Raw genomic sequence first — 25,503 nt, forward strand, 5'->3', positions numbered from 1 at the left:
CGCATTTGAATTTCAATATTGCCAAGGTTATGTCGATCGATCAGTTAGAAACGCAAATTGCAGACTTAGACAATTTGCCTGAACACCGTGAAATTGTGACGTTTATGCGTCGTTCAGCACCACTTAATACGTCTCAACGCACGGCATTAGAACAACATCGCGATTTAATTTTGGAATATCCTGTTGGTGACTTACGTCAGCACTTCGAACATCCAGAACGTCCTTTAACTGTTGAAATCGGTTTTGGTATGGGTCGTTCATTAGTGCTTATGGCAAAAGCAAATCCTGAACGCAACTATGTGGGTATTGAAGTTCACGTACCTGGTATTGCTCAGTGTCTTTATGAAGCAGGTATGGCGGAACTTAAAAACTTACGTGTACTTGATGCAGACGCGATTCAGGTTTTACGTGAAATGCCAGACAACAGTATTAACTGTGTACAACTTTACTTCCCAGACCCTTGGCAAAAGAAACGTCATTTCAAACGTCGTTTTGTTATTCACGAGCGTATGCAATTGGTTGAACAGAAACTTGAGCTGGGTGGTACATTCCACGCAGCAACAGACTGGGAACCGTATGCTGAATGGATGCTTGATATTTTAGACAACCGTCCAGACCTTGAAAACTTGGCGGGTAAAGGCAATAGCTATCCACGTCCAGAGTGGCGCCCAGTGACTAAGTTTGAACGCCGTGGTATTGAGTCAGGTCATAAGATTAATGACTTTATCTTTAAAAAGATTAAGTAAAAACTGGCTGTTAAATATCAAATAAATGAGGGCATTAAATACTAGTATTTAATGCCCTTAATATTTTGGAATAAATTAAAAACTTAAGATAAAGACCAAAAAATATTTTTTGGTCTCATTACCCTAATTTTTAAATAACAATTTGTTGGTTATTGATCAGATCATTTAAATTAACGTTTGTATTGTTCAATGTTAACAGCAGCGAACTACTATAAGTCGTTCCCGCACCATCTCTATCAATATACACTTGAGTATTTGAACCACTCGCTACCGTTTTAATAAATAGTTCTAAGCTACTAGAATTATATGTCCCCGAGTAACCCACCAACAAATCACCAATGTCGATTTTATCTGCATTTGTATTTGATGTTGTATTACCAATAGTAAAATCAGACCAGACATCTGTTCCATTTCCACCAAGAGCATCAGATTGAACTAATAATTGATATAGTGCGGTATCAGCCCCAGTTCCACCGGTAAGTTGATCATTTCCACCTTGCCCGTCCATTGTGTCATTACCAGCTCCACCGTTTAAAGCATTTACTCCACTATTACCTGTAAGCATATTATTTAATGTATTACCTGTTGCATTGATGGCTGTTGAACCACTTAAAGTTAAATTTTCTAAATTACTGCCTAATGTATAAGTAATAGAGCTCAGAACCGTATCTATACCTTCACTAGCATTTTCTGTAACAGTATCGCCAGAGTTATCAATTACATAAGTATCATTACCTAAACCACCAAGTAACTTATCAGCTCCTGCTGCTCCATCCAGATAATCATCACCTGCACCACCAGTTAAAGTATTAATTGCACTATTACCAACAAGTACATTATTGAGCGCATTACCTGTACCATTAATTGCTGTTGATCCAGTCAATGTTAGATTTTCAAGATTATTACCGAGAATATAAGTAATTGAACTAAGAACAGTATCTATCCCTTCACCGGTATTTTCCGTGACAATGTCACCTGTATTGTCAATAACGTAAGAGTCATTACCTGTTCCTCCTAATAATTTATCGGCACCTGTTCCACCATTCAGATAATCATCACCTGCTCCTCCATTTAAAGTATTAATTGCGCTATTACCCACAATTACATTATTGAGTGCGTTACCTGTACCATTAATAGCTGTAGTACCTGTTAAGGTTAAATTTTCCACATTATTTACTAATGTGTAAGTAACACTACTTTGGACAGTATCAATTCCTTCATTCACACTTTCACTAATAACATCCGCAGTACTATCCACAATATAAGTGTCATCACCTTTTCCACCGTACATTGTGTCGTTACTAGTACCACCATTTAAAGTGTCATTACCTGCTTGTCCATAAAGAATATCATTACCTGCTTGTCCTGTTAGGGTGTCATTCCCTGAAGCCCCATATAACGTATCAGCATTGCTTGTTCCATTTATTGTTTGATTTTGAACAATAAATGTTAGCTTAAATACATCAGAAACTGATTGGTTAGCAATATCTTTTACTGTGATTTTAATATTTAACGGAACTGTGTTATCAGGGGAAGTGCCACTCAACACTCTCGTAATTGGGTTGAAACTAAGCCACGATGGTAATGAAGAGCCATCTTCTAAGGTAGCCGAATACGTTAATGTATCGCCCTCAGGGTCTTTGAATGTTGTTGCAGGAACGGTATAACTAAATGCTTTAGCATCCGTCACGTTTTGATCTGCAATTGCATTCAGCAATGTTGGAGCTTGGTTCGGCAGACTAACTTTTAAATTAAATGACGTTGCTGTACTGTAACCATACATATCTGTTCCCCAATAAAAGAACGATAAGTTACCAGTCACACTAGCAGGTGGAGTACCAGATAAAGTTTGTGTTGCTGTATCAAAACTTAACCATGATGGAATAGATTGGTATTGTCCACTACTATCTTTAGTCGTTAAAGTAATCTTATAACTCAAAGAATCCCAGCTATCTTGATCAACAATAATATTATTAGCAAATTTATAGCTAAATTCAGTTCCCTGATTACTTGTAATTAATGGTATAGCTGCATTAACAGTTGGAGCATGATTTGTTAAGGCTCTATTAACCAATGCATCAATATCATCAACACCCCAAATTTCGCCAGAGTCAAAAACAATCTGGTCCATCCTATATGTTGTATCTTCTATATCTTCTACATAATAATTCGAAAGCCAAATATGATCATTTGTACCTTTAAAACTGAGATATACACTATCGCCATATTTTTGAGCAGATATATCATTAGCTGAATAATCTTGAATGTTTAATATATTTACAGCATCAATATTATCTACAAAGCTATAGGTATCTGTACCACCACCTCGACTAAAAATATAAGTATCATTTCCAACTAAACCATCAATATAATTATTCTGCTCATTTCCGACAATAATGTTATCAAGATCATTACCAAATCCTGTTTTAGCATTACCTTTTAAAATAAGATTTTCGATGTTATTTTCTAATATTTTATAACTGTCTGTTAAAACAAGGTTTCCATTTTCATCTTGACCTATAAAGTGTGCATCTTCCCAACGCTCAAGAGTGTCTATTCCACCATCAATATCTTCAACAACTTGGTCTCCATCTATAATGTAAGTGTTACCGTTATCATCAGTTTCAATGGTTTCTGTAGTATCAACAACATAATAATCATTACCTAAGCCACCCTGCATATAGTCACTACCTGCACGGCCATCGATATAATTATTACCTATGTTACCAATAAGTTTATTATCTAACTCATCTCCATAGGCATTTATATTTTGATCACCCAATAGTGTAACAGCTTCAAAATTATTTAATGCTAAATCAAAATTCTGGGTAATACTAATAGTATCATAACCACCATTTTGGCCATTTTCTTCATAAGTATCTTGTTCATCAACAATAAAAGTATCATCACCCGAGCCACCCACAAGATGATCTGTCCCAGCTCCACCATCTAAATAAGCTCCACCATTTCCAGCCTTCAATGTGTCATTTCCATCTCCTCCATATAAAAACTGTATATTTGATGAAAGAGAATAACTTACAATAATATCATTACCATCATCGCCATATGCTTCAGTTTTTTGATTACCTAAATAAATATAATCATCACCCTCTCCACCATAAACAACATCTTTAATATCATAGATATTACGCGCTAAATTTATATTTAAATAGGGACTATTACTAATTTGATTATTAGACAAAGGGTCATAAGTATAAATTACATCATTACCAGCTCCGCCACTTATTTTGTCAATTGCAAAGACATCAGGTGTAATGATTACATCATCCCCCTCTCCTGCATAAACTTGACTAGATCCTAAACCAGTATTTATTTGATCATTACCATTACCTGCATAGATAATATCTCCAGATCCAGCACCACCGACATAATCAGTTAAACCTAAAATAATATCATTAGAAGCAGTATATTCTGAAATAACCTCACCCTGTGAAAGAAAATCACCAAAAGAAAGTTTTGTTTTATTAAAAGCATAGGGATTGAGTTCTAAATTAAATTTAAAACCAGAAATTTCCACATCCATATTTTTCAAATTTTCAATATCATTAGGATTAAAAACTCCACCAATTGAAAACTTATAATCCATATTTTTAAGTTCTTTTTGTGATTGATCTCTAATTAATAGTCGAATTTCACCTAATGAGAAATCATAATAGATACTTGAAATCCTCTCGCTATATTTATTGTAGTTATAATACTTAACTCCATCATAATAACTTGAAAATTCAGATAAAGAGTTTATAAAAGGACTAATAATCATGTTAGCTTTTTCTTGTACAAAATTGCTTTCATGGATATCAGAAGCATTATGAATATAAATGCTTCCTTTAAAATCTGAATCAAATATCTTAGTATTTCTTCCATTTACTTGATAGGAGTCATATCCTTCTCCACCATAAAATTCACTGTTATTATTTCCTATTAAATTATCATCTCCCTCTCCTCCATAAAGGAATCCAATATTACCTGGATCAACAATAGCATCATTACCATTGCCTCCATATATATAATCAACACCACTTCCACCATAGATTTTATCGTCACCATTTTTTGAATATACAGTATTATTAAAATAAGGATTACCCACTATAATATCATTTCCATCACTACCATTATGAAGAAAATTTATTTTTTGGCTCAAATCTTCTGGATACCATACAGTATCGCTAAATTTTATTTCTTTTATATTATAATTCAAAATAAAATCAGTAATAGTGACGCTTGAATCAACTCCATAAAATATATTTAAATTATTACCAACAATCTCTAACTTTATATTTTCTGAACTTACAGATAAAAACCTTAATACACTTGCATCTGTATCATTAATTACATTGTTATATCCTAATATATCAAATACATATTCATCTTCTCCATTTCCTCCTTCTAAAATATTATTACCTTGTCCACCACTTAAAATATCATTACCATCCCCACCATATAAATGATCATCACCATCATTACCATATAGTGAATCTTCCCCCGAACCTCCAATAAGTTGATCATTACCTGTACCTCCTTCAATAAAGTCATTTCCATTGCTAGCTTCCAAGTAATCATCACCCTCACCACCTTGTAACTGATCATTACCTTCTCCACCTAGTAACCGATCATTACCTGTACCTCCTATTAATTGGTCATTTCCTTCTCCACTATCAATAACGTCATCACCATTACCACCTTCTAATTGGTCATCTCCATCACCACCAAAGAGATGATCGTTTCCTTCTCCACCATGAATAAAGTCATTTTCATAACTCCCATCTAACCAGTCATCTCCCTCATCTCCAAATAGCTGATCTGAACCCTCAAGACCTTTAATTATATCGTTGCCTGTTCCCCCATAAATCGTATCACCAATATCTGAGCCACTTATCTGATCATCTCCACCGAGCAGGTGATATTCATCTGCCTGATATTGCCCATTAGAAATAACATTATTTCTAATTTGTTGAATATCGACAAGGTCGCCTAAATCAGAGTTGCGATAAATCAAGTTATCATTTTCAATATAACTATTTGTAAAAATTAAATAGAGTCCTTGAATACCATGCCAAGATCCATTCCAAATTTTATAACTTAACCCTGCACGCTCTTTTAAATAAGTATCGAGGTGAATAACATAATCATTTTGAATAGTATTATTTAAAATTAAATTTTCATCGTATATACTTTTACTAAAATGAAGATATTGATTATAACCACCCGTAACATTATTCCCATATTCATCCGTGATAATCCCCCCATCAACTGTTGGTTGAGTTTCATGATCATCAAAGAAAGTTAATTTAAATTTAGGTAAAACAGCATTAGGGTCTTGACTTGTTGTTGGGCTAATAATACTAACAGCATTGTTATACCAATAGATATTTATATTTGAAAGATTGAAACTTCCTTTTAAATAATAGTGATTCTCTCCAGAACTATCTAAAACTTTAACTTCTGAATCTCTTACTTGAATATGATAGATATCATTTCCTTCACCCCCAGATAATTGATCATTTCCTTCATTACTTATGAAATAATCATCACCTTTACCACCAAAAATGATATCATCTCCAGCACCACCATCTAAAGTATCATTACCATCAAAACCAGATAAACTATCTTTTCCATTACCACCATAAAGCTGATCATCACCATCAAATGCACGGTTATTAATCACATCAGCTACAAGGAAATCATCTCCATCCCCTCCATATATAATATCTGAACCTCCATCACCACGAATATTATCATTCCCAGCATCACCATATAACGTATCATTATTATGATATAGGATATCTATCTGATTACTATCACCATAAATATAATCGTTATCTTGTCCGCCATATATTATATCTCTGCCACCATCTCCAAAAATTGTGTCATTTCCTTCCCCACCATAAAGCAAATCATCTTTATGATATTGAATATTTATACTAGTTTCATCCCCCTCTATATAATCTTCACCCTCTCCGCCATATATAGTATCTGAACCTCCTTCTCCCCAAATCAAATCATTTCCATTACCACCACTAACAGTATCATCTCCATGATATTGAACTTCTATATTAATACCATCTCCTGAAATTCTATCTTCGCCATCACCACCACTTATTGTATCATTGCCTCCCTGTCCCCAAATTTCGTCATTTCCGTCGTTACCCTCAATATTATCTTCAGCATGGTATTTACCATCTAACTCACTATTATCACCGAATATTAAATCATTACCATTTCCACCTTGAATTGTGTCTTTTCCACCATCACCAACAATTTGATCATTACCATTCCCACCATATAAATAGTCATCGCCGTGTATATCCCCAGCTAGATTAGGATGATCTCCTGCGATTTGATCATCATCATCGTCACCATAAATTTCGTCACGTCCTAAATTCCCCCAAATTTGATCTTTTCCAGCCCCCCCATAAACAAGATCATGACCAAAACGACTATAAGTCTTAGGTTCAACCGGCGGAGCTAAGGTATCTCTTGAATCATTTAAATCAGCTTGAATAATGTCATCGCCATCACCACCGTAGAGTTCATCGCCCTCTAACCCGCCAGTAAGCTCATCATCCCCTTGCCCACCAATAATTTGATCAGCACCATCGCCACCATATAAGATATCTTTATTTTCTCCCCCATATAAATAATCCTTACCATCCATTCCATAGATAGCATCATCACCCACTTCACCATATAAAAAGTCTGTATCAGATGAACCCAAAATAATGTCATTTCCTATACCACCATAAGCGATATCACTACCAGCATAGCCATGACCGTAATTTAAAGATTCTAAAAGATTATAAATATAATACTTACCATTTTTCCCTGTATAATAAATATCAAAAGAGGGCAGAATCTGTTCTGTAATTTGTCCTATACTATTATTTGTATAATGTGAAAATCTATTATTATCGCCTAAATTAATTTCAAAATTAAAATTTAAAATATTATATTCTTTATCTAAATCTGTGAGACCTGTATCTGCATCTCCCATTTGATTCAATAATGAATCTTTAACAGCATTTAGTCTATTTGAAGTCATAATGATATCATTACCAACTCCTCCATAAACCTGATCTCTACCACCACCTGAAAATACAATATTACTATCTTGATCTGAAGTAACTACTCCAGCGTAAATAACATCATTCCCACCCCCTGTAGAAATCAGATCATTACCATCACCAGCAATAATTACAGCATCCTCATTGGTTGCATGAATAAAGTCATTTCCTGAAAAACTTGCTACATAACGTTCACCAAAAATAATATTATTACCCTCTGATCCAAAGGCATAAATCGAGGTATCGGATGGTGGAGTACTATTATTCTCTAAATCACCGAAATTAAGTGCTAATGCCCCATTTTTAAAATATTTTATAATAATACTATTGTTGTCATCTTCTTTACTAATGACTACTTTTTGTGTTGTAGCTACCCCATCAAAGTCTTCGACTAAAGCTAGTGAGTATTGTCCGTCAGCACTTTTCCATAGTTTATTATTAATTTTTTCTCCGACTGAAAGAGCTATATCATCTATTTTTATTTGACCATTACCATCTAAATCATAGATAGTATCGCGCCCAAAATTCCCATTAAAAATATAAGTATCATTGCCTATTTCATCAATTAAGTTATCATTACCATTTCCGCCATCTAAAATATCATTACCTTTTCCCCCATTGAGGTAATCATTATTTTCAGCACCATTTAACAGATCATCATCACTTCCACCGTATAAAACATCAGAATATTTTGTTCCAGTAAGTGAATCATCCCCATCACCAGAAACAATAGAAATACCTTTTTGAGTTAATAAACTCTTCGCCAAATTTATAAGGTTAACTAATTGTGTATTTAGATTTAATGAAGAAGGTAAATTGGCTATACTCAATAGAATTGATTTTTGTAAAACTAAATTCGTTAACTCTCCATCGCTCAGATTATCTTGTTCACTTGAACCATAAATGATTGCACGTCCAGAATTATCTACATAACTAATAATATCATTTTTAATTAAAGTTTCTAATGCTTCTAAAAGCTTTCCAGTATCTGGAATAGGTATATTATTAGGTAAAGATGATGAATAATCTTTAGCTTCCGTAATTAAACCTTGCAAATAATTTTCTTGTTTTATTAGAGATGGTAAATCACTTTTATCAAGATCAATTTTCTGCAATTTGTCTTTATCATCAAATATTATATTTACAGTCTTTCCTATATGATAGGGATCAATAGCTCCTTCTGTAAGTAAGTTCGTTAATTGAGCAACATTATTATCAGATTTATAATCAAAATTATCATCTATAGGAATTATCGAAATATTTTTAATTTGAAAAGATCCATCTTTTCCAACAATAAACTGTGCATCTGGATTAATAGTAAAGGACATTGAACCGAACACGTAAGATCTATCAACATAATCATTACTATTTGTATCAAGACCATAATTTAAAACACTAAGCTGAGTTTTTCCATTATTAGGATAATCTTTATAACCAAGCGCATCAAAAAGTTCACTTGTATAATAAACTTTTCCAATTATTAGTTTATCAGCATACTCACCAGCTAAAAATTTTCTTACTGCTGTAACATTGCCCAAACCTACATAACGTCCAGCTCCAGTGGCCATAAATTCTATTGAATTTATATGGACTTCAGTTGCCAAGTTATCACGATCAGAAGAAATAATTTTATCATCAAGTAAATTTTCTGGTTTTTCCCGCTGCCCATATAAATAATAACTGATCATTTCAAACATATTAATAATAGAACTCACACACACCCCTTAACTAAAAATAATCATATTTTAAAAACATTGCTTAAAAAATTAAAAAAATCAAAAGATCACTTCAACACCCCTACTATAAAAAAAATATTTGAATTAAAAAATTAACCTAAAAGCAAAACAAATCATCTATATATTTTATAAAATCAATATTATCAATATACAATTTAAAACAAATAAATTTTAAATTAATATAGTTTATTTCTTTTTCTTAATGAGATATCTTCACCACTTTGAGTTTCACTAGAATTAAATACTTGCTCTTCTTCTGAAATAGTGCCACATGCAGTTACCAATATTCTCCTCACAAATGGATATATATCTTTTCTTAGAGAAGCCACACTCATACGTACCCCATATCTTTGGATTTGTTCTGGCTCATTAAGTGCTAAATTTTCGTATAACTTCATAATATAAACAGCATCAATATCTTCACCATTAATTTGATTTAAATTCAACTTAGGTTCATTTGTGCTATATAATTTTTCACCTCCTTTCATTCTTTTCCAATTTCCTACTATTTTTAAATCTGTTGCTTTAATTTCTTTTGAAATTTCTTTATTATCACAACAAAGCTTGTTAAATGAATATGCTTCTATACTATAATTACCATTACTTATTTTTTTTAAACTTGAAAGTGGAAAAATTATTCCACCAGAAGTTATTACAGAATAGTTCATTGGCAAGTTTTTTACATAATCAATATCCACACGATTATCTTTTGTCCATAAACTTTTTAAATTATTCTTATTTTCGCTTAAATCTTTGCATCTTCTTTTATCTTTCCTACAATCTTTATTATCATAATATTCCTGCATTGTTGCCACTGCCACAATACCCATATTATCTTCGAATGTTTTATCTAATTTTGAAGTACTTATCACTTTAATAACTTTCCCCTTATTATTAAAATTAAATTTAGAAATATACATTGCATTATCATACACATTAAATCCTTCACGCCCCTCTCTAATCCAATGTTCCATTTGTATAGCCAAAAAATCTGCTTTTAAATTTATTAACTTTTCTTCATCCGTAAGATATTTATTCTCACTTGTACAAAAGCCTTTTTCTTCATTTTTATTAATTATATATTTTTGATATTTATTATTTAAAAACTTAAATATCAAAAAAAACACAAAAACAGCTAAAAAAAATATTTTATATTTCTTCACTTGCAACCTCTTTTATTTTCAAGTAGTCTATTTGGCCTTATTTTCTCTACCTCATTAAACAAACTAAATGTCTGATTCATATAATTGACAACACCAGATATTTGCTCAATATAATGCAGAAGCTCAGGAGTTTTTTCTGCTTGAATTAACTTAACGGTTCGTGAGGGATCAAAACCATCAAACTGACAATAAAATAAAGGTTCCCCACGTTTTAATATTAAATCCTTTGATGTATCGTGCCATTCAAACGCCCACATTAATGGTCTAGGCCAAATATGAATTGGGAAACGCCCGCCAAAAATAGTTCCAGGTAAGGGATTTTTACGGTAATGTCCAAATGCATCGAGTTGAGTTAAATACACAACTTCATCAGCTATAAAACAGTAAGGTAATTTAAGTTGAAGAATTGGTATTTTGGGTGTACGCCATTCATTTTCATTTACCAACGTTAGCAACTCACGTAATTTATTGGCTCGAACAGGTGATTGGTCACCTAATACATTAACTAATGTCGGTTTTCCGTTTGCATCTCGTGCAAATCTTAAATGAAAATCAAAAGGACAATTCACCACGAAGTAGCGACTTTCAAGTTGTAATACTGCAGGACAACGACTCGCTGACTTAGCATGCTTGGTTTCAGACTTTGAGCGCATTCGATAAGGTGGTTCATAAAGTAATTCAGACTTATCATCTACCAGAAACCACCCTACCTGGATTACGCCTTCCCCTATGATCTTGTCCTGATCATCAATTGTAAAATTAAGATACATTTAGAATTTATATTTTCATTTTCAATACACTATTTTAACACTTAATATACAAAACTGTCTGTATTTTTTAACTCAGAAAAATAATAAATATCAAAAAATTATGCCTTTATAAACGGTCGTTGTTCTCTTATCTTTTTTACTATTAAATCTTAAATAACTAAAAAATTTGTATTACATTCAATTTACTTAAACTCATGAAAAGTCAGAAAATACTATGTTAAAAATTTTAGGGCGCGATAACTCCATCAATGTTCGCAAAGTCTTATGGCTGTGTGAAGAACTAAATCTTGAATATGAAAGAGAAGATTGGGGTCGCGGCTTTCGCTCTGCTCAATCACCTGAATATTTACAATTAAACCCAAACGGGCAAATACCTGTTGTTTTAGATGGCGATTTAGTCCTTTGGCAGTCCAACAGTATTATCCGTTATCTCGCCAATGCTTACGATAAAGAGCATCAGCTTTACCCTACTCAAGCGAAAGAAAGATTCTTTGTTGACCAATGGATTGATTGGCAAGCCATCGAGCTGAATAACAGCTGGACTTATACGATTATGTCTCTGTTGAGACATTCACCAGATCATCAAGACCCGAATTTGTTGCAACAAGGCATTGATGACTGGAATCATCATATGCAGATTCTCGATCAACAGCTTGCAAAAACTCAAGCCTATGTTGCTGGTTCACAATTTAGCTTGGCCGATATTCCAATTGGTCTGTCTGTACAACGCTGGAAAGCAACTCCTTTTGACCATCCAACACTTAAGCATGTTGACCAATATTTTGAACGTTTAAATCAACGTGCTGGTTTCTTAAAATGGGGCAATAACGGCGAACCTTGATCTTTAAATCAGCTTTAACTCGAGTGATGGCGCTTCACGATGCCATCACTTAAAAGTTGATAGACCTGTTTTAAATCATCCCGTTCTGCTTGAGCCAATAAGTCTTGATGCATTTTCAAAATATTGTGATCACCTCGCATTGCCGGCCCAGTTTGCATTTGCTTTGGATCATTTTCAGTCGCTTTTTTTGCTGTTTCTATAATTAAAGGATAGAGCAAACTAAAGTCGACCTGCTCTTTATCTACTACCTGCTTTGCCATATCAAAACAATAGTTACTAAAATTACAGGCAAATACTGCTGCTAAATGCAAAGTTAAACGCTGTTTTGAGGTATATTGATATACCCTCTTACTTAGGCTATTTGCTAAATCTACAAGTATTGCTTGATCCGCATCTGTTACCGCTTCAACAAATAATGGTGTTGCTGACCAGTCAACGTCTCTTTCAAGGCTAAATGTTTGTAATGGATAAAACACCCCTGCTTTTGTATGTACCTGACTGATGACTTCAATATCAGTACTACCCGAAGTATGGACAATAAGTGTATCAGGAAACAATTCATGAACTTGTTTTACAATATCTGCAATTGCACTGTCTGAAACCGCTAAAATGATAAGATCGGCCGGTTGAAATTCTCGAAGTGACTGACATGCTTTTGCCTGAAACTGCTCTGCAAACTTTTGGGTTTTCTCAAAATCACGCGCATAGACTTGTATGATGTGATGACCTTGAGCCAACAGTACCTTTGCTAAATGAAAGGCAACTCGCCCACTCCCAACCAAACTGATTTTCATATCAATCCAACACTATTTGTTCCAACAAAAAAGCTTCTCAAAATGAGAAGCTTTTTTCAAATTAAAATATCTAATTTTTCATACATCAGAATATTATTGAGCTACTGAAAACTCGATACGACGGTTTTTAAAGCGTCCTTCTTCTGTCGTGTTATCTGCAACAGGCTGATCAGAGCCATGACCTTGTGCAACTAATTTAGACCCGTCTACACCTTTAGATGTTAAATAGTCGACTACTGCTTGAGCACGGCTTTGTGATAAAGCTTTATTTGCCGCAGCGTTGCCTGTTGAGTCGGTATGACCACCCACATTTAATTTCACACCACTGACTTTATTTAAAAGTGTTGCAGCTTGATCAAGAATAGCTTTGTTGTCTGCTGGAATATCGCTTGAGCCACTCGCAAAATTAATGATTTGCAAGTTAAGTGCTTTTACTAATGCATTTACATCGACATTGTTCGGGTCAATTGAACCTAAAGCAGTTTGCGAAGCAGTTAAGCTATTGCTTACAGATTGCTCAGCTGTTTCTGGTGCAGTAGAAACAACTTCAGTGTGAGGAACAAGAGCTTTTACTTTTGCGGTTAATGCTGCTAACGCTGCTGCATCACCTGCTTTCAAAGTAATTTTGTCACCTATCCATTCTAAAGATGCATTTGGCACACCTTTTAAGGCACCAAGCACGCCAGCAAGTGCATCTTTGTCTGTAAATCCAGCCGCATAAGTTTGACTGGTATCCACATTACAATCTTGAGTTGATGAGAAAACCTGCTTAACTTGGGTTTGTAGTGTCGCTAAGAATCCTTGATCGCCGATACCTGCCTGACACTGGCTCACAGCACCTTTATCATCTGTATTTAAAGTTAAACTCGCAGGTGCGGCTGCAGTAGTTGCTTCAACACCACTGGCAGCCGTTGGTTCAGATGCTGGTACAGCTTCTTTATGCTGGCAAGAACGCCATAACCAAGCAATGATAAGACCCAAAATAATTAAGGCAATAATAGGGAGGAACCCACGAGATTTGCCTTTTTTTTCACTGGCTGCAGCTAATGGTGGGGCTGCTGAAGTTGCATGTGGAACTGAAGATAAACCTGCACCAAGTCCTAAAGGAACTAATAGACCCACTGCCCATCCCGGCAAATGCGAACGAATAGTATCTGCATGCTGACGTAAATAATTTACAATACTCTGTTGATCATTTCCGGCAACGTCCGAAATTGCATTAAGACTAGGTTTAATTGCACTGTTGAGTGTGCTTTCGATTTCATTATTTGGTGCTGTACCACTTAAATGAGTCAGTACAGTATTCTTGATTTGGTCATTATGAGAAAAAACGTCTGATAACGAAGGAGCCAAACTGTTTTTTAATTGTCCAATAAGATCAGGTTTAGCAGCTAATAATGAAAGTAAAATTGGATAAAACTTAGATAAAGCATTCGATTTTTCGCCTAGGTATCCATCCTGATTATCTAATATTGTTGATGATACTTTTTCTTTAAGCAGTTCTATAGGGTTTATCGACATTGGTTATTCTCCCGAATTTTATACGTCGTAACCAGCAACTTTTGATTATTCAAATACTTCTCTTTGCTGATAGTTTTTTATTCTAATGTGCGCTCAATCTTTTGTTGTTTTTTAAATAATTTATATACAAATTTCCATCTAGTATTTACAAAACAGGCAGATCTTATTGATCTACCTGTTTATATTTTAAATTTACTTTAAATAACCGTTCTATCAGTTAGCAAAAGTTTGAAGTACTTTACCGGTAAGGTTTTGACCCAACAATGGAGTATTTTTCCCTTGCGATAAAATCGTGTCTTTGCTTACTGTCCAGTTTAATTCAGGATCTACTAATACCCATCCTGCTTCATCTTCCCAACGCGTAGTCATATTGGCAACCTGCGCAGGTACGCTAGTCACTTTTTCAACCCACTCTAAAGGTTCAAATAAACCCTCATTAATGAGTTGAATTCCTAAGGATACATAAGTATCAAAAGCAGTAATGCCCGGTTGAGTTTCAGCAAATGGTGCCATTTTTGCTGAGCTGCTTAAAGGCTCATGATGTGTACAAATTGCATCAATCACGCCTTCTTTTAAGCCTTGACGCAAAAGTTCTTTATCTTGCTCAGAACGCAATGGTGGACGAACATGCGCAAGTGAATTGAAACCATCAGTTAAATGTTCAGTTAAATGCAACTGATGCATTGCTACATCGGCAGTCACAGGTAAACCTTTTGCTTTTGCTGCGCGGATTAATTCAACCGATGCACCACAAGATAACAAACCAAAGTGAGCTTTTACGCCAGTTGCTTCAATCATAAGCAGATATTTTGCAATCGCTACAGTTTCAGCAATTGCCGGAATCATCGGCAAACCTTGGCGAGAAGCAATAAAGCCTTCGTGTGCACATCCGTCTTTAGCAATCTGTGGCTCTTCAGCATAAAACACGACTGTTAAACCAAGACCCGCTGCATATTCCAAGGTACGAATAACTACATCGTCATTTTCAAAAGCAGCATTTGCATTAGAAACAGCAGTACAACCACCTTTTTTCAGGCCCGCCATATTTGCAGGTTGTTTACCATTTAAACCTTGGGTCTGAGCACCAATGATATGCATGTGAATGCCACCATCATGCCAAGCCTTTTCAATCAGGCCATGAATGAGAGCACCGTTGTCTTGTACAATCGGCTTTGAATCAGGTGGTGTAATAACATGCAAAATACCATTGGCACGTGCTGCCTTACCTTCTGATTTCAATGTTCCGTGTTGCTGTTGACCCGGTTCACGCAAACGCGCGCATAAATCAACCATGGTTGGCATTAACCATTTACCTTGGCCATCAATGGTTTGCTCAACTTGCTCTACTGGAGCAACCAACTTGCCATTTTCGATATATACAGTTTGTACGCTGTCTGTTTTCTGGATTGGGTCTAACACACGTACATTTTCAATTTTTACAATACTCATGTGATCCATTCCTTACAACGTAATCGCTTCAATTAAACCTTGCTCTTGGAGTTGGCCTTGCATTGATAACGCCAATACCGCCATACGAACTGCAATACCATTGGTTACTTGTTTCAAAATAACCGACTGATCTCCATCAGCAACACTTGAATCAATTTCTACACCACGGTTCATTGGTCCCGGATGCATCACAATGCAATCTGGTTTAGCTAAACCAAGACGTTCTTTGTTTAAACCATACATTCTGTAAAATTCAGACTGTGAAGATAACGCTGGAGAGTCAATACGTTCGTTTTGAATACGTAAGGCAATAATCACATCACAATCGGTAATACCTTCATCCATCTTGTTAAACAAACGAACGTGCTCGCCATATTCCGAAAAGCCCACTGGCAATAATGTATTCGGTGCAATCACACGAATGTCTTTACAACCTAGAGTTTGTAATGCAGCTACATCCGAACGTGCTACACGAGAGTGTTTAATGTCCCCGATAATAGCAACGCTTAAATCTTCAAATGGTTTTTTAGTTTCACGGCGAATAGTGAGCATATCAAGCATCGCTTGCGTCGGATGCGCATGACGTCCATCCCCTGCATTAATAATCGCGACCTTTGGACATACATCTTTAGCAATGAAATGTGCAGCACCCGAAGATGAATGGCGAACAACAAAGATATCCGCTGCCATTGCTTCAAGGTTCCAGAGCGTATCGCGCAGAGTTTCACCTTTTGAAGTACTTGAACGTGCAATATCAATGTTCAGTACATTGGCAGACAAACGTTTTGCTGCTGCTTCAAAAGTAGTACGGGTACGTGTGGAGTTTTCAAAGAAGAGATTCATAACCGTCAATCCCTCTAAGAGCGGACGGTTAATTAAATTATTATTATCATCTAAAAAGCTTTGTGCGGTATCTAAAATCTTGGTGAGGTTTTCTTTTGAAAGTCCCTCAATCGTTAAAAAATGTTTTAAATTTCCGTCTTGATTGAGCTGAACCTGGCTCGGTTGATGCAACGCTGCAATATGCATAATGGATTCCTATGGGTCGAATCGCGAAAACGTGCATAGTGTAGCTGAATTCCGCTCTTTTCGCAGAAGAACTTTACAGAATAAGGCCCTAAATTGACCAGAAAATTTAGAACCTTATTGGCAATTACCTTAATGCACCAATGTAATGGTGCGGAACTTGAGCCCGATAAATATCCTCGGCGGTAATTTCCGACTCTTCATCGACTTTAACAACAGCAATTTTTTCTTTTAGAGAAGGCTCAGGTATTGTGTCAACCAACGATTTCAATCGCTCAACACATCGTTTTAATTCGTCGTCGTCCGACTCTAGTGCAAGCCCAATCACATATTTTGCGTAATCTTTATTTTGAACCATATACAGTGCATCTATTACCCGCCCTGTCACCCTACGCATGCGTACATATATTTGTGTAGCTACTGAGAAAGCATCTGCATTAGAAACAAAACCATTCCCCATCATATCTTTCATTTATAATTCCCCCATTAATCTAAAATAATAAAAATAGTTAAAAACTGGCTATGTTTGTTAATTAAATAACCATTGATAGGATTGAGTTAGCAAAATACATACCACTTTAATTGTTTTAATCTTTAAAAATCAGTTTATTGGTTGGATTATGATAGGTTGCAATAATTTAAAAACCTTTACACATCAAAATAAGTTAAACTTTGCATCGTTAATATTTATATGTTTTGGTCAATCGAGTTTATGAATACCTCTTTACGTTTAAACCACTATTGGATTACTTGTGCTGATGGTTTAGAAGCCCTCTTACAAGAAGAAATAGAACAGCTTGGCACCAAAGTGACAGAACGTAAAGCAGGACGTTTAATCATTGAAGGAACGCTTGAACATGCTTATCGCATCTGTATGTGGTCGCGTCTTGCTTCTCGTGTTTTATTGCCTATTCATACTTATGAACTCGAACATACACATGATGCGCGTGATGTAGCAGAAGAGCTTTATGAAGGTGCGATTAGTTTTGACTGGTCACTTATTTTTGCACCACAAAGTACCTTCGCTATTCGCTTACATGCAGAACGTGAAATTAAGGTTAACACTCAATTTGCAACGCTTAGAGCAAAAGATGGTGTTGTAGATTCCTTTATGGAAGCTGTAGGTCGTCGTCCGAGCATTGATACTAAACAACCAGAAATTACGTTATATGTTTTAGCAGGTAAAACTGAGCATACATATTGCCTAGATTTATCAGGTGATTCATTACATAAACGTGGTTACCGTCGTTATATGACGGATGCGCCAATTAAAGAAAACCTTGCTGCGGCAATTTTACAAAAAGCTCAGCTTCAACAACGTAAGCCAGAGATTGTACTCGACCCGATGTGCGGTTCAGGTACATTTATTATTGAAGCATTAATGATTTTGACTGACCGTGCACCAGGCCTTGTTCGCCGTTTTGGTTTTAATGGTTGGCATGGTCATGACCGTGAACTTTGGCTTTCGCTTAAAGCTGAAGCAGCAGAACGTCACGAAAAGGCGCTTGAATTACCTTTACCTAAGTTTTATGCCTACGATGCAGACTGGGAAGCTGTAAAAGCCACTCGTGAAAATATTATTGCGGCAGGCTTTGAAAAACAGTTAGGCCAAATTCAAATTGAAGAACGGACTTTAGCTGACTGGCCTGATTTTTCAGCTGAAGGCAAAACTGCATTTATTGTGACTAACCCTCCATATGGTGAACGTTTAGGTGATAAAGCATCTAACCGCTCTCTTTACTTAGGTTTATCTGCGCTTTTACAAAAACATTTCCCGAATCAATATGCCGCAATTATTGCAGCGCAAATTGAACAAGCCGATGTTTTAGCGTTTGAAGCACCTGAAACCTTACGTTTAATGAATGGTAAGTTGCCGATTTACATTCGCTTTGGTTCAATTAAGCCTGAAAAAGTAACTCAGCCATTCTTAGCAACTTGGCAAGCTCAACCTATTGAAATGGAAGAAGCTCAAGATTTTGCTAACCGTTTGCAAAAAAATATGACTGCCTTGAAAAAATGGGCAACGAAAGAAAATGTTTATTGCTTACGTTTGTATGATGCAGATTTACCTGACTTTAACGTCGCTGTTGACTTATACGGCGATCGCTTACATGTTCAGGAATATGCACCACCAAAAACAATAGATCCTGAAAAAGCAAAAAAACGTTTTAATTTAGCACTCGCTGCAATTCGTGCTGTTACCGGTTTAAACCGCGATGCTATCTTTATTAAGACACGTGCGCGCCAAACTGGTACAAATCAATATACGAAACAAAGCACAGCTTCAAAACGCTTTATCGTTCAGGAAGGTAAAGCTAAAATTTTAGTTAACCTGACAGATTACCTAGATACAGGTTTATTCCTTGACCACCGTCAAATGCGTTTACGTATCGCACAAGAAGCTCGTGGTAAGCACTTCTTGAACTTATATAGCTATACCTCTACAGCAAGCTTACATGCTGCTTTAGGCGGTGCTGCAAGCACGACAAGTGTAGACTTATCCAATACTTACTTAAGCTGGTCAAAAGAAAACTTCGTTTTAAATGGCCTGACTGTAGATCACGCAGATGAACAGCACATGTTCTTTGCGAGTGACTGTTTTGAGTGGTTAAAAGAAGGTCACGAACAATATGACCTTATTTTTATCGATCCACCGACGTTCTCAAACTCTAAAAAGTTCTATGGTACTTTCGACGTCCAACGTGACCATGTTTCACTCATTAAACGTGCAATGAACCGTTTAAATAGTGAAGGAACGCTCTATTTCTCAAACAACTATCGTGGTTTTGAAATGGATGAAGAGATCGAAGCTATTTTTCAGGTTGAAGAAATCACTTCTGAAACCATTGGCCCTGATTTTAAACGTAATCAAAAAATCCACCGTGCATGGAAAATTCAACATCCTGGCCTAGATCAATATTAATAAGACTAGGGGTTATTATTACTTCACGGTAATAATAACCTCGCCATGAACATTTTTTGATTCAAAATCATATTTGGTAAATCGGTCTGCTCTTTCCGGTAATGCCATCATTTCTAGTTTCTTCTTTTCCTTACTATCGATAACATGGTTTTGTTTTTGTTCTTGATAAGGTGAAAGTACACTTGTTCTAAGTGCATCCCATCGAACTTGTTGTAAATAATTATCCCCTAACACCTGACGTGCTTGTTGTTGTTCTATCATTGGTTTCTTAGCATCGTCTTGAGCTTTCGCAATAATCACAGGTAAAGCTGCATTTACTGCCCCTGTTTGTGTTGCCAAAGCCCCTTCACTTAGAGGCTGTGCAGCCCATACATTGATGTGTATTAGCGAAATAAAACCTAAAATACACAGCGCAGGTCCTTGTTTATTGTTCATTGCATTTATCCTAAATTGTTATTGTTCGTTATATCGAACAAAATTAACAATTTTTTAAACATGTCGCAATGTTATAAATAGACTTCCCGACAATTAACATTGATCATTTTAAAACCTGAAATATTTCACAAGCATTTAGTGAATATTCAAGTTGTTTTATAGATTTTTATCTCAGACTTGTACGACACTGCTAAATCACTTACTGTAATTTTATAATTTATCTGTAAATTGATTTTATTTATAAATAAACACCATTCGAGGTGAAATAATGCTTCAGCAGTGCTGCCAACTATTAGAAGATCGCCAGCTCAAAATTGCTTTTATTGAGAGTGCGAGTTCGGGTTATTTAACAAGTCAGTTTTCTATTCACAAAAATAGTGGTGCAGATATTTTACTAGGTGGCTTAGTTAGCTACGACCCAAGTATTAAAATTAGTATTTTAAATATCGATCCAAAGTTAATAGAGACTTACACAGCAGAGTCACCGCAAGTCACAGAGGAAATGTGTAGGCTGGGTCAAAGCTTATTTCAACAAGCTGATATTATTGTCAGTTGTACTGGGCTATTAAAATCTGGCGGCAGTGAAACCCCAGAAAAACCTGTGGGCACCTTTTTTATTTGCATTTCTTACCAACAGTATATTTATCATTATCGTTATTTTTTATCTGGTCACTCAGAACAAAAGTTAAAGACATTAACTCAAAAAGTTTCAGATGCCATAATTGCTTTACTCACATCAACCCTAAAAACTGATTCACCATAAAAAAAAGAGAATATGTTTCCATATTCTCTTTTCGGTTTTAGCAGACAAAGCTTAGCTGAGTTTCATTTTATCGAAGACTAAATGCCCATTTTCGCCTTTAACTAGAATAGTATCACCTGCGACAAAATCACCCGACAAGATTTTTTGTGCTAATGTGTTTTCAATCTGTTGTTGAATCGCACGTTTCAATGGACGCGCGCCATAGACAGGATCGAAACCAGCATCAATCAATAAATCAAAAGCGGTATCATCTACAGTTAAACTCATGTCACGATCAACAAGACGCGAACGTAATCGATCCAACTGAATATCGGCAATACCACGAATCTGCGCTTTTTTGAGTGAATGGAAAATCACAAGCTCATCAATCCGGTTAATAAATTCCGGACGGAAATGCTGACTTACCGCATTCATTACAATGGTACGCACTTCATCGTCTGTTGCGCCCTCACCTAGCTCACGTACATCCTGTGAACCTAAGTTCGAAGTCATCACAATAACTGTATTTTTAAAGTCTACTACTCGACCTTGTGAATCGGTTAAGCGGCCATCATCCAATACCTGGAGCAAGATATTGAATACATCTGGATGCGCTTTTTCGACTTCATCAAACAACACCACGCTATATGGCTTACGGCGAACAGCTTCGGTTAAAACACCGCCTTCTTCATAACCAACATATCCTGGAGGTGCACCAACCAAACGGCTAACAGAGTGTTTTTCCATGAATTCACTCATGTCGATACGAATCATCGCATCATCACTGTCAAACAAGAAGTTAGCCAATGCTTTAGTCAACTCAGTTTTACCAACACCTGTTGGACCCAAGAACAAGAATGATCCACTAGGACGATTCGGGTCAGACAAACCAGCACGTGAACGGCGTACTGCATTCGACACCGCAACAACAGCTTCATCTTGACCTACAACACGGTCATGTAAAAACTCTTCCATATTAAGGAGTTTTTCACGCTCGCCTTGCATCATTTTAGCAACCGGAATTCCTGTTGCAGCACTCACAACTTCGGCAATTTCATTTTCAGTCACTTTAGTACGAATGAGTTTTGGCTCTTCGTTTTCTTCAGCAACTTCGTCTTGCTCCAGTTGTTTTTGTAACTCTGGAATTACGCCATACTGTAAACGTGCTGCTTCAGCCAAATCGCCTTCACGCTGTGCTTTCTCAAAAGCAATACGTGCTTTATCAAGTTCCACCTGAGCCTGTTTAGTACCTTCTACTAAAGTTTTTTCAGACTTCCAGATTTCTTCAAGATCGTTGTATTCTTTCTCGACTTCAGCAATCTGTTTTTCAAGATGAGTGACTTCAGCTTTACTGCCGACATCTTCATCTTTTTTCACTGCTTCCAATTGCATTTTCAATTGGATTAAACGGCGATCTAGCTTATCAAGTGCTTCAGGTTTAGAGTCAATCTCCATTTTAATACGAGAAGCTGCCTCATCAATCAAATCAATTGCCTTGTCTGGTAATTGACGATCAGTGATGTAACGATGAGACATTTTCGCCGCAGCAATAATCGCAGAGTCTAAAATTTGCACACCATGGTGAGTGGCATATTTTTCTTTGAGTCCACGTAAAATTGCAATCGTATCTTCAACACTTGGCTCATCAACTAGCACTTTTTGGAAACGACGTTCTAAAGCTGCATCTTTTTCAATATATTGACGATATTCATCTAAGGTCGTCGCACCCACACAGCGCAATTCACCACGAGCCAATGCAGGTTTTAACATATTCCCTGCATCCATTGCGCCATCGCCTTTACCTGCACCTACGAGTGTATGTAACTCATCAATAAACAGGATGATTTCGCCTTCGTGTTTTGCCAAGTCTTTTAAAACAGCTTTTAAACGTTCTTCAAACTCACCACGATATTTAGCACCAGCCAGTAATGAACCTAAGTCGAGGGATAAAACACGTTTATTTTTTAATCCCTCTGGCACTTCACCATTCACAATACGCTGTGCCAAACCTTCAACAATAGCAGTTTTACCTACACCCGGCTCACCAATAAGAACAGGGTTGTTTTTGGTACGACGCGATAAAACCTGAATGGTACGGCGAATTTCATCGTCACGCCCAATGACAGGATCAAGTTTTCCAGATAAAGCCCGCTCTGTTAAATCAATCGTATATTTATTAAGTGAGTCACGTTGGTCTTCGTGATTATTACTCATGACTTTGTCATTACCTCGAATATGTTCAATTACTTTGCGTAAGCTGTCGGGAGTTACACCTACCGCACTTAAAATATTTTTAGTTTCGCCTGTCTCTGCCAAACCTAATAAAACCCAGTCAGTTGATAAAAATTCATCACCTGCCTTTTGCGCATATCTGTCTGCCAAATTAAGCGCTTTAACGGCTTCTGGGTTTAAGTTGACATCACCCGTTGGGTTGGCAATTGTCGGCGCATCTTTTATAGCCTGTTCAAGTTTTTGTTTAAGTTCAGGTAACCGTGCACCTGCTTGTTGCAACAAACTAATATTTGATGGCTCTTCTAACAAGGTAGACAAAATATGAATACCTGCGATAGCGGTATGGTCTTTACCCATCGCTAAAGATTGAGCATCTGAGAGGGCTTGCTGCAAGCGGTTTGTAAATTTCTCAAAACGCATTCTTGTTATTCCTCACAACAAATTTGTACTTGTCTAATAGATGGGAACACTTCTTCGAATTTCAAATAAATTTTTATATATTTTTCATAATGTTATAAAAATAACAGTGAGTAAAACTCCATTATAATATGGGATTGTTTTGTATATATTTCAAGTACAGTTCAGCTACATTTTATTAAAATGCTTGAATATTTAGATTCATGCTTATTCTTACTACGCTTTTCACAAAGTCTTCATTGAGAATTTAGTGATTAAGCTTTAGTTTATCTTGCTAGTTTCCTACTCGTTTTGAAATGAAAATGCACTTTAAATACATTATATTAACAACAACTTGTCTTTTTACTTCGGCACTGGCAATCGCTCAGCTTCCCCAAGACTCCAGACGACCTGGTGGAATTGCAGTTGTTCCTCTAACTACTGATATTACTCAGGTCACTTTTCAACAAAAGCCTGTTTTAATTAGTCAAGAAGGTCAGCAACGTTATGCTGTGCTTGGTATTCCATTATCTACTCCAATCGGCAGTATTCAACTCGACACAAATAAAGCCCCGATTCAAATAGAAGTTAAGTCTTATCCTTACGCAGAACAACGGATTAAAGTCACGAACCAAGATTATGTGAACCCTAACCAAAGCCAATTAGACCGCTACGCTCAAGAAGCAAAAGAACAAAATGATGTGTATACCTCATTTACACAGAGCTCATGGCAAACCCTACCCACATTTATACGCCCGACTTCAGGGAAATTTAGCAACTCTTTTGGAAGAAAGCGCTTTTTCAATGGTGAAGAACGCGCGCCTCACTCAGGTTTAGATATTCCTGCACCAGTAGGGCAAAAAGTTATTGCGCCCGCAGATGGTGTGGTTATTCAAACTGGATCTTATTTTTTTAATGGACAAACTGTATTGATTGATCATGGCCAAGGCTTAGTCAGCATGTTCTGCCATTTAAGCGCAATTAAAGTAGAGAAAGGCCAACATATCCGTCAAGGAGAAATGTTAGGTTTAGTAGGCAAAACAGGACGCGTGACAGGCCCACACCTGCATTGGGGCATGAGCCTTAATAATGCTCGGGTAGATCCTCAGCTTTTTCTAAATACAGCTCGTTAATTTAAAGCTTTACGAAAATACTTTGGCGCTTCGACATAGCCTTCTCTTAGGTAAAATTGATGTGCCAAAGGTCTTTGCATTCCTGAATGCAGTTCCATTCGATCACACCCTCGGCGTCTGGCTTGTTGCTCAGCCTCCTTTACGAGTAAATGCCCTACACCTTTGCTACGCATATTCTCATCAACACACAGATAGCATATTTTGGCAAAGTCACCTTGTAAGGCAATTTGCGGAATAAAGTAGAGAGATAAAAAACCATAAATTTTACCCCTCTCTTCAGCAATCAAAATTTGTGAATTAGAGTCATTATGGAGTATCTCAAACTTTTCTTGAATAAGAGCAAAAGGCTGTGGGTATCCCATCTGTTTAAGTAGATCACATATAGCTTGAGTATCTTTTGATTTAGCAGAACGAATATTCACCTTTCTTCTCCCTATTATTTTTTAGTTATTTTTGACAATAAAAAAAGCCAACTCTAATGTCAGCTTTTTTTAATTTCTAGCTAGCAAAAAAA

Annotated in this window: 16 protein-coding genes; 5 read left to right on the top strand and 11 right to left on the bottom strand. The window is 36.2% G+C overall.

What is annotated here, in order from left to right; genetic code table 11:
- Positions 1 to 29: 29 nt before the first annotated feature.
- The gene (gene trmB / locus F928_RS15925) at positions 30 to 746 is read left to right on the top strand and encodes a tRNA (guanosine(46)-N7)-methyltransferase TrmB (protein WP_002121537.1); all 717 of its coding nucleotides are present in this window, start codon (positions 30 to 32) and stop codon (positions 744 to 746) included.
- A 130-nt stretch (positions 747 to 876) separates the two neighbouring features.
- Here trmB and F928_RS15930 read toward each other — a convergent pair whose 3' ends face one another.
- From F928_RS15930 to F928_RS15940, 3 genes are all read right to left on the bottom strand, one after another.
- Entirely contained in the window at positions 877 to 9,543 is an 8,667-nt protein-coding gene (locus F928_RS15930; RefSeq protein ID WP_005076948.1) for a putative Ig domain-containing protein, read from the bottom strand.
- A gap of 197 nt (positions 9,544 to 9,740) precedes the next feature.
- Positions 9,741 to 10,727: a hypothetical protein gene (locus F928_RS15935; RefSeq protein ID WP_005076951.1), complete on the bottom strand. Its 987-nt coding sequence runs from the start codon at positions 10,725 to 10,727 to the stop codon at positions 9,741 to 9,743.
- Entirely contained in the window at positions 10,724 to 11,497 is a 774-nt protein-coding gene (locus F928_RS15940; RefSeq protein ID WP_005076954.1) for a hypothetical protein, read from the bottom strand. Before F928_RS15940 ends, F928_RS15935 begins: the two co-directional genes overlap by 4 nt.
- 214 nt (positions 11,498 to 11,711) lie before the next feature.
- Here F928_RS15940 and yliJ point away from each other — a divergent pair, with 214 nt between their 5' ends.
- Positions 11,712 to 12,338 carry a glutathione S-transferase family protein gene (gene yliJ / locus F928_RS15945; RefSeq protein WP_005076958.1) on the top strand — a complete coding sequence of 209 codons (627 nt, stop codon included), beginning with the start codon at positions 11,712 to 11,714 and terminating at the stop codon, positions 12,336 to 12,338.
- A 14-nt stretch (positions 12,339 to 12,352) separates the two neighbouring features.
- Here yliJ and F928_RS15950 read toward each other — a convergent pair whose 3' ends face one another.
- The 5 genes from F928_RS15950 to F928_RS15970 form a co-directional block, all read right to left on the bottom strand.
- On the bottom strand, positions 12,353 to 13,132 hold the full coding sequence (locus F928_RS15950; RefSeq protein ID WP_005076960.1) for a Rossmann-like and DUF2520 domain-containing protein: 780 nt from the start codon (positions 13,130 to 13,132) through the stop codon (positions 12,353 to 12,355).
- 93 nt (positions 13,133 to 13,225) lie between these two features.
- Positions 13,226 to 14,653 (bottom strand): OmpA family protein, encoded by a 1,428-nt coding sequence (locus F928_RS15955; protein ID WP_005076970.1) that lies wholly within the window; start codon positions 14,651 to 14,653, stop codon positions 13,226 to 13,228.
- A gap of 213 nt (positions 14,654 to 14,866) precedes the next feature.
- Positions 14,867 to 16,102 carry a dihydroorotase gene (pyrX, locus tag F928_RS15960; protein ID WP_005076972.1) on the bottom strand — a complete coding sequence of 412 codons (1,236 nt, stop codon included), beginning with the start codon at positions 16,100 to 16,102 and terminating at the stop codon, positions 14,867 to 14,869.
- A 12-nt stretch (positions 16,103 to 16,114) separates the two neighbouring features.
- A complete protein-coding gene (gene pyrB, locus F928_RS15965) occupies positions 16,115 to 17,131 on the bottom strand; it encodes an aspartate carbamoyltransferase catalytic subunit (RefSeq protein WP_002121555.1) in 1,017 nt (338 codons plus the stop codon).
- A gap of 124 nt (positions 17,132 to 17,255) precedes the next feature.
- On the bottom strand, positions 17,256 to 17,600 hold the full coding sequence (locus F928_RS15970) for a hypothetical protein (RefSeq protein WP_005076974.1): 345 nt from the start codon (positions 17,598 to 17,600) through the stop codon (positions 17,256 to 17,258).
- 240 nt (positions 17,601 to 17,840) lie between these two features.
- On the opposite strand from F928_RS15970, the gene rlmKL reads away from it, so the two are divergent.
- Complete coding sequence (gene rlmKL / locus F928_RS15975) at positions 17,841 to 20,051, top strand: bifunctional 23S rRNA (guanine(2069)-N(7))-methyltransferase RlmK/23S rRNA (guanine(2445)-N(2))-methyltransferase RlmL (RefSeq protein WP_005076976.1); 2,211 nt, start codon at positions 17,841 to 17,843, stop codon at positions 20,049 to 20,051.
- Between the two features lie 18 nt (positions 20,052 to 20,069).
- On the opposite strand, the gene F928_RS15980 is transcribed toward rlmKL, so the two are convergent.
- The gene (locus tag F928_RS15980; RefSeq protein WP_005076979.1) at positions 20,070 to 20,486 is read right to left on the bottom strand and encodes a hypothetical protein; all 417 of its coding nucleotides are present in this window, start codon (positions 20,484 to 20,486) and stop codon (positions 20,070 to 20,072) included.
- A 268-nt stretch (positions 20,487 to 20,754) separates the two neighbouring features.
- Between F928_RS15980 and F928_RS15985 the strand changes: the two genes are divergently transcribed.
- Complete coding sequence (locus F928_RS15985; protein WP_005076982.1) at positions 20,755 to 21,249, top strand: CinA family protein; 495 nt, start codon at positions 20,755 to 20,757, stop codon at positions 21,247 to 21,249.
- Between the two features lie 51 nt (positions 21,250 to 21,300).
- Here the strand turns inward: F928_RS15985 and clpB are convergent, their stop codons facing one another.
- Entirely contained in the window at positions 21,301 to 23,880 is a 2,580-nt protein-coding gene (gene clpB, locus F928_RS15990; protein WP_005070314.1) for an ATP-dependent chaperone ClpB, read from the bottom strand.
- Positions 23,881 to 24,179: 299 nt separating this feature from the next.
- Here clpB and F928_RS15995 point away from each other — a divergent pair, with 299 nt between their 5' ends.
- A complete protein-coding gene (locus tag F928_RS15995) occupies positions 24,180 to 24,989 on the top strand; it encodes a M23 family metallopeptidase (protein ID WP_016806429.1) in 810 nt (269 codons plus the stop codon).
- Here the strand turns inward: F928_RS15995 and phnO are convergent.
- Positions 24,986 to 25,411, bottom strand: a complete 426-nt coding sequence (gene phnO, locus F928_RS16000; RefSeq protein ID WP_005076986.1) for a GNAT family N-acetyltransferase — start codon at positions 25,409 to 25,411, stop codon at positions 24,986 to 24,988. The genes F928_RS15995 and phnO overlap by 4 nt on opposite strands.
- Between the last annotated feature and the right edge of the window lie 92 nt (positions 25,412 to 25,503).

The organism is Acinetobacter pittii ATCC 19004 = CIP 70.29, from assembly GCF_000369045.1.
GTDB classification, from domain to species: Bacteria; Pseudomonadota; Gammaproteobacteria; order Pseudomonadales; family Moraxellaceae; genus Acinetobacter; species Acinetobacter pittii.

What these genes read in the sequence shown, in the direction of transcription:
- F928_RS15950 (WP_005076960.1), bottom strand. Translation starts at nt 13,132, where the DNA reads ATGAAAATCAGTTTGGTTGGGAGTGGGCGAGTTGCCTTTCATTTAGCA.
- yliJ (WP_005076958.1), top strand. Translation starts at nt 11,712, where the DNA reads ATGTTAAAAATTTTAGGGCGCGATAACTCCATCAATGTTCGCAAAGTC.
- F928_RS15970 (WP_005076974.1), bottom strand. Translation starts at nt 17,600, where the DNA reads ATGAAAGATATGATGGGGAATGGTTTTGTTTCTAATGCAGATGCTTTC.
- F928_RS15940 (WP_005076954.1), bottom strand. Translation starts at nt 11,497, where the DNA reads ATGTATCTTAATTTTACAATTGATGATCAGGACAAGATCATAGGGGAA.
- F928_RS15995 (WP_016806429.1), top strand. Translation starts at nt 24,180, where the DNA reads ATGCACTTTAAATACATTATATTAACAACAACTTGTCTTTTTACTTCG.
- F928_RS15985 (WP_005076982.1), top strand. Translation starts at nt 20,755, where the DNA reads ATGCTTCAGCAGTGCTGCCAACTATTAGAAGATCGCCAGCTCAAAATT.
- trmB (WP_002121537.1), top strand. Translation starts at nt 30, where the DNA reads ATGTCGATCGATCAGTTAGAAACGCAAATTGCAGACTTAGACAATTTG.
- pyrB (WP_002121555.1), bottom strand. Translation starts at nt 17,131, where the DNA reads ATGCATATTGCAGCGTTGCATCAACCGAGCCAGGTTCAGCTCAATCAA.
- F928_RS15955 (WP_005076970.1), bottom strand. Translation starts at nt 14,653, where the DNA reads ATGTCGATAAACCCTATAGAACTGCTTAAAGAAAAAGTATCATCAACA.
- pyrX (WP_005076972.1), bottom strand. Translation starts at nt 16,102, where the DNA reads ATGAGTATTGTAAAAATTGAAAATGTACGTGTGTTAGACCCAATCCAG.
- clpB (WP_005070314.1), bottom strand. Translation starts at nt 23,880, where the DNA reads ATGCGTTTTGAGAAATTTACAAACCGCTTGCAGCAAGCCCTCTCAGAT.
- F928_RS15980 (WP_005076979.1), bottom strand. Translation starts at nt 20,486, where the DNA reads ATGAACAATAAACAAGGACCTGCGCTGTGTATTTTAGGTTTTATTTCG.
- rlmKL (WP_005076976.1), top strand. Translation starts at nt 17,841, where the DNA reads ATGAATACCTCTTTACGTTTAAACCACTATTGGATTACTTGTGCTGAT.